Source organism: Nonomuraea harbinensis (assembly GCF_019396385.1).
GTDB classification, from domain to species: Bacteria; Actinomycetota; Actinomycetes; order Streptosporangiales; family Streptosporangiaceae; genus Nonomuraea; species Nonomuraea ferruginea.
In genome coordinates this window covers 42,137-55,664 of the sequence record NZ_JAHKRN010000023.1, presented here as the reverse complement: position 1 = coordinate 55,664, position 13,528 = coordinate 42,137, and the positions used below count along the sequence as shown (strand labels likewise).

At 72.7% G+C, this 13,528-nt stretch carries 13 protein-coding genes; 5 read left to right on the top strand and 8 right to left on the bottom strand.

Going from position 1 to position 13,528, the window contains the following annotated elements; all coding sequences use genetic code 11:
* Positions 1–111: 111 nt before the first annotated feature.
* From KME79_RS23565 to KME79_RS23540, 6 genes are all read right to left on the bottom strand, one after another.
* On the bottom strand, positions 112–699 hold the full coding sequence (locus KME79_RS23565) for an isochorismatase family protein (protein WP_308249024.1): 588 nt from the start codon (positions 697–699) through the stop codon (positions 112–114).
* Positions 696–2,540, bottom strand: a complete 1,845-nt coding sequence (locus KME79_RS23560; RefSeq protein WP_246640292.1) for a hydantoinase B/oxoprolinase family protein — start codon at positions 2,538–2,540, stop codon at positions 696–698. The genes KME79_RS23565 and KME79_RS23560 overlap by 4 nt, the downstream gene beginning before the upstream one ends.
* Entirely contained in the window at positions 2,537–4,540 is a 2,004-nt protein-coding gene (locus KME79_RS23555) for a hydantoinase/oxoprolinase family protein (protein WP_219546340.1), read from the bottom strand. The genes KME79_RS23560 and KME79_RS23555 overlap by 4 nt, the downstream gene beginning before the upstream one ends.
* A gap of 16 nt (positions 4,541–4,556) precedes the next feature.
* Positions 4,557–5,753, bottom strand: coding sequence for a CaiB/BaiF CoA transferase family protein (locus tag KME79_RS23550; RefSeq protein ID WP_219546339.1), 1,197 nt, complete (start codon positions 5,751–5,753; stop codon positions 4,557–4,559).
* Positions 5,750–6,391, bottom strand: a complete 642-nt coding sequence (locus KME79_RS23545; RefSeq protein WP_219546338.1) for a GntR family transcriptional regulator — start codon at positions 6,389–6,391, stop codon at positions 5,750–5,752. Before KME79_RS23545 ends, KME79_RS23550 begins: the two co-directional genes overlap by 4 nt.
* A gap of 76 nt (positions 6,392–6,467) precedes the next feature.
* Positions 6,468–7,460 carry an alpha/beta fold hydrolase gene (locus KME79_RS23540; protein WP_219546337.1) on the bottom strand — a complete coding sequence of 331 codons (993 nt, stop codon included), beginning with the start codon at positions 7,458–7,460 and terminating at the stop codon, positions 6,468–6,470.
* 80 nt (positions 7,461–7,540) lie between these two features.
* On the opposite strand from KME79_RS23540, the gene KME79_RS23535 reads away from it, so the two are divergent.
* Both KME79_RS23535 and KME79_RS23530 read left to right on the top strand, forming a co-directional pair.
* The gene (locus KME79_RS23535) at positions 7,541–8,128 is read left to right on the top strand and encodes a TetR/AcrR family transcriptional regulator (RefSeq protein ID WP_219546336.1); all 588 of its coding nucleotides are present in this window, start codon (positions 7,541–7,543) and stop codon (positions 8,126–8,128) included.
* 35 nt (positions 8,129–8,163) lie between these two features.
* Entirely contained in the window at positions 8,164–8,463 is a 300-nt protein-coding gene (locus KME79_RS23530) for a hypothetical protein (RefSeq protein ID WP_219546335.1), read from the top strand.
* Positions 8,464–8,466: 3 nt separating this feature from the next.
* Here the strand turns inward: KME79_RS23530 and KME79_RS23525 are convergent, their stop codons facing one another.
* Positions 8,467–9,423: an ArsR/SmtB family transcription factor gene (locus KME79_RS23525; RefSeq protein ID WP_219546334.1), complete on the bottom strand. Its 957-nt coding sequence runs from the start codon at positions 9,421–9,423 to the stop codon at positions 8,467–8,469.
* Between the two features lie 43 nt (positions 9,424–9,466).
* Positions 9,467–10,465 (bottom strand): TetR/AcrR family transcriptional regulator, encoded by a 999-nt coding sequence (locus tag KME79_RS23520; RefSeq protein WP_219546333.1) that lies wholly within the window; start codon positions 10,463–10,465, stop codon positions 9,467–9,469.
* An 18-nt stretch (positions 10,466–10,483) separates the two neighbouring features.
* Between KME79_RS23520 and KME79_RS47075 the strand changes: the two genes are divergently transcribed.
* From KME79_RS47075 to KME79_RS23505, 3 genes are read left to right on the top strand one after another with little or no spacing between them, the layout of a single operon-like run.
* The gene (locus tag KME79_RS47075; RefSeq protein WP_219546332.1) at positions 10,484–12,175 is read left to right on the top strand and encodes a right-handed parallel beta-helix repeat-containing protein; all 1,692 of its coding nucleotides are present in this window, start codon (positions 10,484–10,486) and stop codon (positions 12,173–12,175) included.
* Between the two features lie 9 nt (positions 12,176–12,184).
* Entirely contained in the window at positions 12,185–13,000 is an 816-nt protein-coding gene (locus KME79_RS23510) for an LLM class flavin-dependent oxidoreductase (protein ID WP_148031637.1), read from the top strand.
* A complete protein-coding gene (locus KME79_RS23505; RefSeq protein ID WP_219546331.1) occupies positions 12,997–13,431 on the top strand; it encodes a nucleoside deaminase in 435 nt (144 codons plus the stop codon). Before KME79_RS23510 ends, KME79_RS23505 begins: the two co-directional genes overlap by 4 nt.
* The last annotated feature ends 97 nt before the right edge of the window (positions 13,432–13,528 follow it).

Sequence of the window (13,528 nt, the reverse complement as noted above, 5' to 3'; positions counted from 1 at the left end):
CCCATGTAAAGAAACTTTTACATGGTCAAAGGTAAAGCAGCGCAGACATGATGTCAATAATCTTTAACACGAGGCGGCATGCGAAGCCGGGTGCCGACCGGCACCCGGCTTCTAGGCTCCAAGGCGCCGGAGCACCGCCTCCTCGTCCCAGATCTCGCCGTACTTGGCGCCGATGTCGAACAGGTTCGCCTCGTGCGGCCCCGGGTCGCGGTCGCCGACCGCCTGGCGGACCACGACCGGGACGAAGCCGTGCTGCACCGCGTCCACGGCGCTGGCCCGTACGCACCCGCTGGTGGACACCCCGGCGATGAGCAGCGTGTCCACCCGCAGCGCGGTCAGCGTGGAGGCGAGGGTGGTGCCGAAGAACGCGCTCGCGTACTGCTTGACGATCACCACCTCGCCGTCGGCGGGCTCCACCTCCGGCATCAGCTCGCCCAGCGGGCCGGCCAGGTGCCGCAGCGGCGGCACCTTCCGGTAGAACAGCCCGCCGTCGAGACCGCCCGCGCCGAACGCGACCCGGGTGTGGACCACCGGCACGCCGGCCGCGCGGGCCGCCGACAGCACCCGGGCGGCGCTGTCGAGGCAGTCGCGCGACCCCATGTAGAGATCCGCCCCGGGCTCGAAGTAGGCCCGCATCAGGTCGATGAGGATGAGCGCGGGACGCTCCCCGAACGGGAGCGTCCCGTCGAACGGGTTCACGCCCTGGCCGGGGGCCGGGGGGCGGGCAGGCCGGTCTCCTCCTCGCACCTGGCCAGGATCTCCGCCATCGGCGGGCCCATGTCGAACACCTTGAGCTCCGGCCTGGTGCCCTCCAGCTCCGCCCGCAGGTCGCGGGTGGCCGCCTCGTCCACCGTGCCGTCGGCCGCGCAGACCACCCCGTACCGGCGGGCGCCGCCGGCCGTCAGCAGGCCGCGCCGCACCTCCAGCCCGACCAGGGCGGGGTCGCGGGCCAGCGGGTCGCCCCAGCCGCCGCCGCCCCAGGTGACGAAGTGCAGCACGTCGCCCGGCCGGACCGGCACGTCGTGCACCTTGCTCGGCAGGATCTCCTTGCCGCCGTCCGCCCGCTCGATCCACTTGCGGCCGCGCGCGCCCGGCTCGCCGCCGTTGACCCCCCACGGGTAGGTCAGCCAGCGGTCGTCGTGGATGGCGATCGTGCCCGGCTTCAGGAACCGGTACGCCACGTCCACGCCGTTGCCGCCCCGGTGCAGGCCCGCTCCCCCGGTGTCGGCGACGGTCTCCCAGCGTTCGATGCGCAGCGGGTAGTACGACTCCAGGAACTCGCACGGGATGTTGGTGAACGACGGCCACAGCGAGTGCCCGTCGGGGCCGTCGCCGATCGGCCTGCCGGGGATGCCGCCGAAGCCGATGGAGTACAGCTGGAACCCCTCGCCCGCGTACATGAAGTGGGGTGAGGAGGAGAAGCCGGCCGCGTTCAGCAGGTCGGGCGTCTTCTGCCCGAGCAGCCCGCCGAACAGGTCGAAGATGCGGCCGATGCCGTGGTTGCGGGCGTTGAGCGCGGCCGGATACTCCGGCTTCCAGAAGCTCTTCTCCGGGATCCGCACGTCGACCAGCGGGTAGAAGCCGTCGTTCCAGAGGATCTGCGGGTCGGCCACCGTGATGAGGTAGATCCCGAAGAACATCCGGGCCAGGTTCTCGTTCAGGTAGTAGTTGATCGGCCCCTCGGCCTGCTCGGAGCTGCCGGTGAAGTCGAGCAGCACCTTGTCGCCGGTCCGCGTCAGCGACAGCGACAGCTCGTACGGGCCGTTGCCGACGCCGTCGTCGCAGATGTAGTCCTTGAAGGTGAGCGTCTCGCCGTCCTCGAACAGCGTGGTGAGCAGGACGCGCATCGCGTCATGGTTGCGCTGGAGCAGGGCCCGCAGGGCCGAGGTGTAGGTGTCCGCGCCGAAACGGGCGCACAGCTCCTGGATCCGGCGCCCGGCGGTGCGGCAGGCGGCCACGATGCCGTTGAGGTCGGCCCGGTTCCAGTCGGGCCTGCGCACCTGGTTGAGGATGATGCGCAGCGCGTCCTCGTTCAGCACGCCCTTGGAGTAGAGCTTGAAGGGCGGGATGACCACGCCCTCCTCGAAGATGGTGCGCGCGTCGGTGGGCATCGAGCAGGCGGTCTTGCCGCCGACGTCCGACATGTGGCCGAACATCGAGGCCCAGCCGACCACCCGCCCGTCCACGTACACCGGCATGACCACCAGCCAGTCGTTGGCGTGGCTGATTGCGCCGTCGCAGGAGTACGGGTCGGAGGTGAGCAGCACGTCGCCCTCCTCCACCGTCCCGTCGAACCGGTCGAGCAGGGCCGGGATCGACAGGCCGAACTGCCCGGCGACCATCCGCCCCTCGGCGTCGGCGATGAGCGGGAACTCGTCGTGCTGCTCGCGGATGCCTGGCGACAGGGCGGTGCGGAAGAGCACCTCGTCCATCTCGTAGCGGGCGTTGCGCAGCGCGTTCTCGATGATGTCGAGCGTGACGGGGTCGACCTCGGTCTCGGCCAGGGGTCCCGTCGCGGTCTGGATGATCTGGGCCATCATGCCTCCAGTGGCCGGATGAGCAGGCTGCCGCTCTCGTGCACGTCGGCCACGTGGCCGGGCAGGACGAGCGTGGTGGAGTCCATCTCGGTGACGATCGCGGGACCTTCGATCCGGTCGCCCGCGAGCAGGGTGCCGCGGTCGTAGATCGAGGCCTCGGCCCAGCCGCCGTCGATCCAGACCTCGTGCTTGTCGACCGGCTCGGCGGCGGGGCCGCCCTGGTCGAGGCGGACCGGCCGGACGTCGGGGCGCGGCCCGCTCACCGAGGCGCGGGCGCTGACGACCTCGTGCTCGTTGCTCAGCAGGAACGAGAACAGCCGCTCGTGCTCGGCGTCGAACGCCTTGCCCAGCGCCTCCAGCCCGGTGTCCAGGCCGAGGTCGATGGGGATCTCGAAGCCCTGGCCGTGGTAGCGCACGTCGACCTGGTACGTGACGGTCTGGTCGGCGCGGCCCACCCCCTCGGCCTCCAGCGTGGCGGCGGCCCGCTCGGCCAGCTCGGTCAGCATCTGCCGCAGCTCGTCGTCAGTGAGCTGGGAGAAGCGCTTGATGCTGGTCCTGGACGCCTCGTCGCGCAGGCACGTGGTGGCGTCCCCGTACGCGCAGAGCACGCCGGGCGACGGCGGGATGATCACCGGCCACGAGCCGGTCAGCCGGCCCAGCGCGTTGGCGTGCAGCGGCCCGGCCCCGCCGAAGGCGACCAGCGCGAAGTCGCGCGGGTCGAAGCCCTGCTGGACGGAGACGAGACGGAGCGCGCCGAACATGTTCTCGTTGACGATGTCGACGATGCCCTGCGCGGCGGCCTCGACCGACAGCCCCATCGCGTCCGCGACCTGGGCCACGGCCGCACGGGACCGTTCCCGGTCCAGCACGATCTCGCCGCCGGCCAGCCGCGACGGCAGGTAGCCGAGCACCACGTTGGCGTCGGTGACGGTGGGATCGGTGCCGCCCTTGCCGTAGGCGGCCGGTCCTGGCTCCGCGCCCGCCGACTGCGGGCCGACGCGCAGCGCCCGGGTCAGCTCGGGGACGTGCGCGACCGAGCCGCCGCCCGCGCCGACCGTCCGCACGTCGACCGAGGCCGAGCGGACGGTGAGGTCGCCGACCTTGGTCTCGCGGCCGACCCGCGGCCGGGCGTCCTGGACGAGCGCCACGTCGGTGGAGGTGCCGCCCATGTCGAAGGTGAGGAAGTCGGTGAATCCGGCCTGCTCGGCGACCCAGGTCGCGCCCGCGACCCCGCCCGCCGGGCCGGACAGCAGCATGTTGACCGGCGCCGCCTTGGCGCTCGCCTGGGAGGCCAGGCCGCCGTCGCTGCGCAGCGCGTACAGGTCCAGGCCCAGGTTGTCGAGGTACCTGGCCACCCTCGGCTGGACGTAGGCGTTGGCGACCGTGGTGACGGTCCGCTCGTACTCCCGCAGTTCGGGTAGCACCTCGGAGGAGATCGAGACGGGCACGCCCGGCAGCTCCTCGGCCGCCAGCTCGGCGATGCGGCGCTCGTGGCCGTCGAAGGCGAAGGAGTTGATCAGCGAGACGGCCAGCGCCTCCACGCCGCGCAGGGAGCGCAGCTTGGCCCGCAGGTCGTCCTCGTCCAGCGGCGTCACCACCGAGCCGTCGGCGGCGACCCGTTCGACGGCCTCGACGGTGTCCTCCAGCGCGGCCAGCGGCTCCGGCTTGGGCCAGATGATCCAGCCGGCCAGGCCGCCGGGCACGAACGAGCGGGCGATCTGCAGCACCTGGCGGAAGCCCGCCGTGGTGACCAGGCCCACCCTGGCGCCCTTGCCCTCCAGGATGGCGTTGGTGGCGACGGTGGTGCCGTGCAGGATCTCCCCGATCTCGTCCGGGGAGACGTCCGCCACCGCGCACGCCTTCCGGATGCCGGCCAGGACACCGATCGACTGGTCATGGGGAGTGGACGGAGTCTTGGCGCGGTAGGTCTGGCCTGACTCCTGATCGATGAGAAGGATGTCGGTGAACGTCCCTCCGACGTCCACCCCGAGCCGGTAGCGCATGGGGGGTTCCTCGCTTCTAGATGATTCCGGCCGTGGAAAGGCCGGCGATCTCCTGGGGGGAGAGACCGAGCAGTCCTCCGTAGACCTCGTCGTTGTGCTGGCCGAGCGCGGGGCCCGCGCTGCGCACCCGGCCGGGGGTGCCCGACAGCTTCGGCACCACGTTCTGCATGGCCACCTCGCCGAAGTCCGGATGCGGCACCCGCACGATGGCCTCGCGGGCCTCGAAGTGCGGGTCGGCGAACATGTCCTGGGCCGTGTAGATCCGCCCGGCCGGCACGCCGCCGTCGTGCAGCAGGCGGAGCAGCTCGTCGGCCGGATACGTGACGGTCCAGGCGGAGATGAGCTCGTCCAGCTCGGCCATGTGCTCGCCCCGCGCGCCGTGGGTGGCGTACCGCTCGTCGTCCGCCAGCTCCTTGGCGCCCATGACCTGGGCCAGCCGGGTGAAGACGCTGTCCTGGTTGGCGGCGATGAGGATCGCGTCGCCGTCCCGGGTGGGGTAGACGTTGCTGGGCGAGACGTTCGGCAGCACGGGGCCGGTGCGCTCGCGCTGGTAGCCGGCCTGCTGCCACTCCGGCAGCAGCGACTCCATCATCGCCAGCACCGCCTCGTAGATCGCCGAGTCGACCACCTGGCCGCGGCCGCTGCGCCCGCGCTCGTGCAGCGCCACCAGCGTGCCGACGCACGCGTGGGTGGCGGCCAGGGAGTCGCCGATCGAGATCCCGGCCCGCGACGGCGGCAGGCTGGGGTCGCCGGTGACGTAGCGGATGCCGCCCATGGCCTCGCCGATCGACCCGTAGCCGGCGCGCGGCGCGTACGGGCCGGTCTGCCCGAACCCGGTCACCCGCGTGATCACCAGCCGGGGGTTGACCGCGTGCAGCTCCTCCGGCGACATGCCCCAGCGCTCCAGCGTGCCGGGGCGGAAGTTCTCCAGCAGCACGTCCGCCTCGGCGACCAGCTTCCTGACCAGGTCCTGGCCCCGCGGGGTGCGCAGGTCGCAGGTGACCGACTTCTTGTTGCGCGCCACGACCGGCCACCACAGCGACTTGCCGTGCGGCTTCTCCCTGCCCCACTGCCGCATCGGGTCGCCGCGGCCCGGGTCCTCGACCTTGATCACTTCCGCGCCGAAGTCGCCGAGCAGCTGCCCGCAGAACGGCCCGGCCAGCAGCTGGCCGAGCTCGATGACCCGGACGTCGTCCAACGGGAGATGTGTCATGCCTGCTTCCTCGGCTTCCTGGGCTTCCTCGGGCCGAGCAGGGACGCGCGGGCCGAGAACAGATGGGCCCGCATGACGGCCTCCGCCCATTCGGGGTCCCCGGCCCGTACGGCCGCCGCGATCTCGATGTGGTGGTTGACGCTGCGCCGCATCGCCTCCTCGTCGAAGGCGCTGTACGTGCGCAGCAGGACGGGCGAGTGGACCAGGGCGCTGATCGACTGGGCGAGCACGGTGCTGCCGCCCAGGCGCACCAGCTCCTGGTGGAACTCGGCGTTGAGCCGGTAGACCGCGTCGAGCTCCCGCCTGCCGGCGTGCTCGCCGAGCGACACGGCGACCTCGTGCAGCCGCTCGACGTCCTCGTCGGTGGCGGTCGCGGCGGCCTGCCGCGCGGCCAGGCCCTCGATCCTGGCCCGCAGCTCGAAGATGGTCTCCAGGTCCGCCGCCGGATACTCGATGACCCTGGCGCCCTTGTTGGCCGTGACCTCGACCAGGCCCTCCGACTGCAGCTGGCGCAGCGCCTCACGGACGGGGGTGCGGCTCACCTGGAGCAGCTGGGCGAGCTCGACCTCGCCCAGCCGGTCGCCGGGCACGTAACGGCCGCCGAGTATCAGGGACCGAAGATCATCGATGACGGACATGCATACATCCTCACGCCGAATTCCCCGATTATGGGGAGTAGCGAGGAGTAATAGCAAGGTTTTGCATACATCTGGTTCAGTGGGCGTCGAGGAACGCGGCGATGTCCGCGGCGACCTCCTCGGGGTGCTCGCCGTTGATCGCGTGCGAGGCGTCCGGGTAGACCTTCACCGTGCCGTTCCGCAGCACGCGCCCGGCGACCTCGCGGGAGACGCCGGGGTCGTGCATCACGGACTCGCCGGCCAGGATCGCCAGCACCGGCATCGTCAGGCCGCCCAGCGCCCCTTCGGCGATGAGCGAGGGCTGCGGCAGGCGGAGCGTGTAGTTCTCCATCCCGGACTCGATCATGTCCGCCACCGGCACGTCCTCCACGGGAGCGCCGCCGGCGGTGTAGGAGTTGAACGAGTCGCGCCAGGACTTCGGCAGCCACGGCACGGACGCGGGGATGGCGCGGATCGCGGTGCCGGCCGGGATGCCCGAGAAGGTGTACACGGGGTCGAGCAGGGTCAGCGTGGCGACGTGCCGCGGCCGGTGGACGGCGAGGTTGACGGCCGTCCAGCCGCCGATGGACAGCCCGACCAGGTGGAAGGACTCCTCCGGAAGCTGCGCGAGCACCTGGTCGAGCCAGGCCGCCTGGTCGGCGTCGGAGGTGATCGGCGCCTCCTGCACGCTCTTGCCCGGCTCGCCCAGCAGGTCGATGGCGTAGACGTCACCGATCTTGAGCAGGTGCGGCAGGTTGTCGGCCCACACCGGCGACGCGGACGCCCTGCCGGGCAGCAGCACCAGCGGCCCGGCCCGGCCGGAGGCGCCCTGGTAGCGGTGGACCCGCACGAACCCGAAGCCGGTGCGCACGTCGATCGTCTCGGCGGCCCGCGGCATGTCGGCCATCGCCCTGTCGTAGGCGGCCGTGAAGCGGGCGTGGCCCTCGGCGCTGTTCCAGTGTCCCACCGGTGACGGCTGGCGAAAGGCGAAGGCCAGGGCGACGGCCGCCACGGCGACCACGACACCCGCGATCTTCAATCTCCGGCGACGGCGCTTCGGCGGTGCCGTTCCGACGGTCTGCTCGGTCATCCTTCCCTCCCTGCTGAACAAGGGTCAATTTTTTGACCACACGGTCAGAGCATACGCGAGGGGCGGGTACGGTGGTGGCCATGGCAGGAAGGCGAACCGAGGACCGGCCGCTCAGCTTCATCGAGCAGGCGCGGCGCGACCAGCTCGTGGAGGTCACCATCGGCGTGGTGGCCGAGCACGGTCATGCCGCCGCCTCGCTGGCCCGGATCGCGGAGGCGGCGGGGATCACCAAGGGCGCGGTGCTCTACCACTTCGCCTCCAAGGACGCGGTCGTGGCGGCGGCCCACGCGCACGTGCTCGACGCGCTCGTGGCCGACATCGGGGCGGCGGTCGATGCCGCGCCGGCCGACGGGGCGCCGGCCGCGTACGTGCGGCGGATGGTCGGGCACCTGGCCGAGCGGCCGGACCACGCCCGGATGATCATCGAGGCGATGATCCACGACCACCGCCCCGACTCCTCGGCCCGCTGGAAGCCGCTCGCCACCCTCCTGGGTCATGCCCGCGAAGCCCGCGGTCTCGGCCCCGGGCCCGACCTGCGCACGCTCGCGATCATCACCGGCGGGGCGATCGACGCGATCGTCGGCGAGCGCCTGCAGGACCCCGCCTATGACGCCGGGGCCGCGGCCGAAGCGCTCGTCGCGATGCTGGAGTCGGCGGCCTTCGCCTGAGAGCGGACGCCCCTTTCGATCTCCAGAACATCCGCGTGACCTGGCGCAGGGACCGCGCCGACCGGCGGGTCTGGGTCACGGTCAGCGGCCGGCTCCGCGACTCCGGCCCCGGTGACGGCTACTGCGCCCGTTTCGGGCTGCACACGTCGATCAACAGCTGGAAGATCGAGGAAACGTCGACCAAGGAGTGCGACGGGGTGTGGCGATCCACGTCCCTGGCCCTCGAACCCGGCAGCGGGGGAATGGTCTTCCTGGATCTCTACACGAAGCCCGGGGCCGACAGGACTTCGACGCCGCTGCGGGACCCGTGGCGGACGGACCATCACCCGTACTGACCCTTACCGGGCCGCCGGGTCCCCCCGCAGGAGTGACTCGCCCGACGGGGTCAGCGTGTGCAGGACGGCTCCCCCGATCCTGGACGTGCGGATCAGGCCGGCGTTGCGCAGCACGGTGGCGTGCTGGCTGGCGGAGGGCAGGGAGATCCCGACGCGCTCCGCCAGCGCCGTCGTGGTGGCCGGGACGCGCAGGGCGGCCAGGACCGCCGCCCGGGTGCGGCCCAGCAGCGGGCCGAGGGCGTCCGCGGAACCCGACGACTCCTCGCCGCGGCATATCGGGTACACCAGCACCGTGGAGTCGTCGGGCCGGTACGTCAGTACGGGTGACGGCGCGAAGTACGAGGGGATCAGCAGCAGCCCGCGCCCGCACAGCCGGACGTCGTACGTGTGAGCCGAAGGGATGTGCAGGACGGGCGGGTCCCAGCGCCAGGTGACGCTGAGCGTGGCCAGCATGGCGTCCAGGCCCCCGCGGAGCAGGGTTTCGAGGCGCACCGAGCGGTCGGCGGCGGCGGCCGCCCGCACCGCCGGCCACATGGGCGCCAGCGACGAGGCGAAATAGGCGCGCAGGTCGGTCGTCAGCGTCCGCCGCCCGGCGTCCGACCCGGCGGCCAGCTCCCGTAATCCCCGGCTCGGGTCGCGGGCGGAAAGCAGCCCTACTTCGGCTGCGATCCGGTCGGCGGGGATCTGGCCGATCCGCTCCACTGCGGCGGCGAAATCATGGCAGTCCGGCTGCAGCAGGAAGTCCGGCACGAAGCCGTCGGCGCTGACCAGCTCCTTGATGACGCCCGACCGGGCCGGTAAGTCGCCGCGGGGCGGGCGTCGCGCGCCGGGCCGCCACCGGCCTCCGCCGCGGGCACTGGACAGCAGTCGCACGCTGAGCGCCGTCTCGAACACGGCGTTCGGCTCGGGGGCGAAGGTGATCCTGCGCAGATCGGCTTCGGTGAACGTCAGTCTCAGCACGGGGGTTGATTTTCGCACGCCCGCGCGGGCTCGGGGCGTGCCGTCATCGCCGGGCCCGCCGTTCCCGGTAGGCGCGCTGGCGGCAGGCCCGGGAGCAGTACGCGCGCGGCCGGCCGGTCATGGCGCCCGGCAGAGGAGTGCCGCACACGCCGCAAGTTTCGTCACGCGTTTCGTCACCAGCGAGGAGTTCGATGGCGTCCAGCAGCCGAGCCAGGCCGAACTCGAAGGGGTCGGCCGGCTCGTCCCAGGCGCCCGCCTCCCACAGGGCGGTGACGACCGGGTAGGCGCTCAGGCGCTCGTAGAGCGAGTCCCGCGCGCCCCACCACTCCTCCTCGCCCACGCCGCTGGCCCGCTCGGCCGCGGCGACCTCGACCAGACGCAACGCCTCGGCGTCCACGAACCTCCCCAGCAGGTCGGCGGCCGCGACCGTCCGGGCGGGGGTGAGGCCGGCGCCGGAGAGTATGCCGAGCAGGCGGTCGTAGAACGCGACGGCGTTCGGGCCGGGAAGGCGCCGGGTGCCCCGGACCTCCGCCAGCCACGGGTGCCGCCTGCGCACCTCCCAGCCCTGCCGCAGACACGCCTCCAACTCCTCCCGCCAGCCACCGGCCGCTCCGACGTCCGCCCTCTCGGCTGCCCTCGCCGGAACAGCGTCCGCCCCCTCGGCGGCGCCCGTTCCACCGGTGCGCGACCGAGGAGACGGCGCGGAGGTGCCGGGGGGTGGGGCTACGGCGCCGGGGAACGGGGTCGCAGCGCCGGGAGACGGCGCTGCGCTGTCGGGGGACGGCGCGGAGGTGTCGGGGGGTTCGCCGATGGCGGTGTCGCGCATGAGGTCGACGAGGTGGTCGCGGCTGGGGACGTGGCGGTAGAGGGACATCGTGGTGAAGCCGAGCCGCTCGGCCACCTTGCGCATCGACAGCCCCGACAGCCCTTCGGCGTCGGCCACCTCGATGCCCGCCCGCACGATCGCGTCCACGCTCAGCCCCTGCCGCGGATCGCCGCCCGCGTCCCGCCACAGCAATTCCACCGGATCTACGTACGCCATGGTTTATGGTATATACCTGTGTACGCCATAAACGACATCTTCGTGTCCCCCGCTGGCGACGACGACGCCCCCGGCACTCTCGACCGCCCCTTCGCCACCATCCCCCGCGCACTTGAGGCCGCCAGGAAGGGCGGCGAGGCCGTCATCCACCTCAGGGCGGGCTCGTACCCGCCGTTCGAGCTCACCGACCAGGACCGCGACCTCACCCTCCAGCCCCACGACCAGGAGGAGGCCGTCATCAGCGGCGGCCGGACGATCACCGGCTGGGCCTGGGAGGACGGCGTGTGGGCCGCCGACGCGGGCGACCTCGACACCCGCAGGCTGCACGTCGACGGCCGCAGGGCCGAGCGCGCGGCCATCGAAGGCTTCCCCGGCGACGCCACCCAGACCGTCACGGGTTACGTCACGTCCGAGCCGCTCGCCTGGGAGAACCCGGCCGGCGTCGAGTTCGTCTACCGGGGCGTCTATCCCTGGACCGAGGCCAGATGCCCGGTCGCCGCCGTCACCGCCGGAGGCACCGAGGTCGTCATGGCGCAGCCCGCCTTCGGCTGGGCGCTCGACCTGTACAACTCGGCCTGGGACGGCCAGACCCAGTCAGGCCCCGGCCTGCCCACCAGGATCGAGAACGACCCGTCCTTCCTCACCGAGCCGGGCACGTTCGTCCTCGACCGCTCCCGCCGCAGGCTCCTGTACCGCGGCGAGCGGCCCGGAACGGCCGTCGCCGCGGAAGCCGGGACCGTGCTGCGCGCCACCGGAGCCAGGAACGTCACCGTGCGCGGCCTGACGTTCGCCGACACGACCTGGTCCAGGCCCGGCTTACCGGAGGGCTTCCTGCACTACCACAGCACCGGCTACTACGACGGCGGCCCCGTCGAGAAGGTCGTCGTGGTCGAGGACCAGGCGTGGGTCACCGTACCGGGAGAGTCGAAGAGCATCCCCGCCGCCGTCACCCTCGACGGCTGCGCGGGCGTGACGTTCGAGCGGTGCCGGTTCACCCGGATGGGCGCCACCGCGCTCGGCCTGTCCGGTGGCTCCGGCCTGGCGGTCCGGGCCTGCGTCTTCGACGACCTCTCCGCCTCGGCCGTCTCCGCCGACGGCGGCACGGGCGTCGTGATCGAGGACAACCTGATCGAACGCCCCGGCCTCGACTACCCCGGCTCCCCCGGCATCGCCGTGTCCGGCACCACCGCGTGCACCATCGCGCACAACGAGATCACCGACGCCGCCCACTGCGGCATCGCCGCCGGGCCCGCGAACGGCACCCGGATCCTGCGCAACCTGGTCACCGGCGCGATGCGGGTGCTCGCCGACGGCGGCGGCGTCTACGTCTCCGGCCCCCAGGGCGCGAGTGCGGCCGACGCCGCGCTGATCAGCGGCAACGTCATCACCGACACCCGCACCCCGTACCACTTCGCCCTCTACACCGACTACGGCGCCGCCTGGGTGACGGTCGAGGGGAACGTCGTGGCGCGCGCCGACAACACCGCGGTCCTGCAGGTCTTCCCGCTCTTGGAGAACGTCACGTACCGGGGCAACTTCTGGGACGCCGACCCGGTCGGCAGCGACGCCGTCCCGCCGGGAGTGACGTACGAGGACAACACCACCCTCGCCGGGGAGGCGCTGGAGGACGCCACCGCGCACATCCGGGCGCGGGCGGGCCGCCGCCTCGATCCGCCGGGGCCGCTGGAGGCTCCGGCGATCAGGCCCTAAGCTGATCCGATGCGCCTCGGGGTGAACGTTCCCAACTTCGGACCCGGCACCGATCCCGGCACGCTCGAACGCTGGGCGTTGACCGTCGAAGGGCTCGGCTACGACCTGCTCATGCTCTCCGACCACCTCGTGATCACCCCCGACGTGGCCGGACAGTACCCCGCGCCGTTCTACGAGCCGTTCACCACGCTGGCCTGGCTGGCGGGCGTCACGCGGCGGATCCGGCTCGGCACCACCGTGCTGGTGGTGCCGTACCGGCATCCCCTGCTGACCGCCCGCATGGCCGCCAACCTGCAGCAGCTCAGCGGCGGGCGGCTGGTGCTCGGCGTGGGCGTCGGCTGGGCGCGGCAGGAGTTCGACGCGCTCGGCGTGCCGTTCGGGCGGCGCGGCGCGCTCACCGACGAGTACGTCGAGGCGATGCGCGCCGCCTGGGCCGACGAGCGCGACTACGGGCCCGGCCGCATCCCGATCTGGGTCGGCGGCAACAGCGACGCCGCCCTGCGCCGGGCCGCCCGGCTCGGCGACGCCTGGCACCCGCTGCGCTTCCGGCTCCCCTGGCTGCGCGAGACGCTCGGCCGGGCGGAGGTGCCGGAGCTGGTGCCGCGCATCGCCCTCCGGATGACCGACACCCCCGTCACCGGCCCCGACCGGCTGGCCGGCGAGGGCACCCTCGACCAGATCATCGGCGACCTCGCCGAGCTGCGCGACCTCGGCGCCGCCACGGTCGTGCTCGACCCGTTCAACGGCGACCCCGCCGAGACCGCGCACCCCGAGACGGCCTGGCACGCGCTGGCCGCCGTCGCCGCCCGAAGGGAACTCCGGTGAACCACGACGACGAGCGCCGCCTGCGCAGGGCCATCGAGCTGGCCGCCTCCGCCCGCGACGCCGGCAACCCGCCGTTCGGGTCGCTGCTGGTGGGCCCCGACGGCACCGTGCTGGCCGAGGAGCGCAACACCACCGTCGCCGACCGCGACATCACCGCCCACCCTGAGCTGAAGCTGGCCCGCTGGGCCGCGCGCGAGCTCGACCCCGCCACCGCGGCCGGCACCACCATGTACACGAGCTGCCAGCCGTGCGGCATGTGCGCGGGCGCCATCGAGCGCTCCGGCCTCGGCCGCGTCGTGTTCGCCCTCTCCGGCGAGCAGCTCGACGCGATGAAGCCGGGCGGCGGCTTCCCGCCGGTGCCCCAGGAAGGCCCGGCGCTGCCGGAGGAGGCGCGGGCTCCGGTCGAGGGCTACTACAGCCCACGACCGTGATCACCGGCGGCCCGCTCACGGTCTCCGTCCTCCACTTCGCCTGACGGCACGCTGACCGCTGCCGGAAAACGGGCCGGCCCTCTGTCGATCCCGGCGG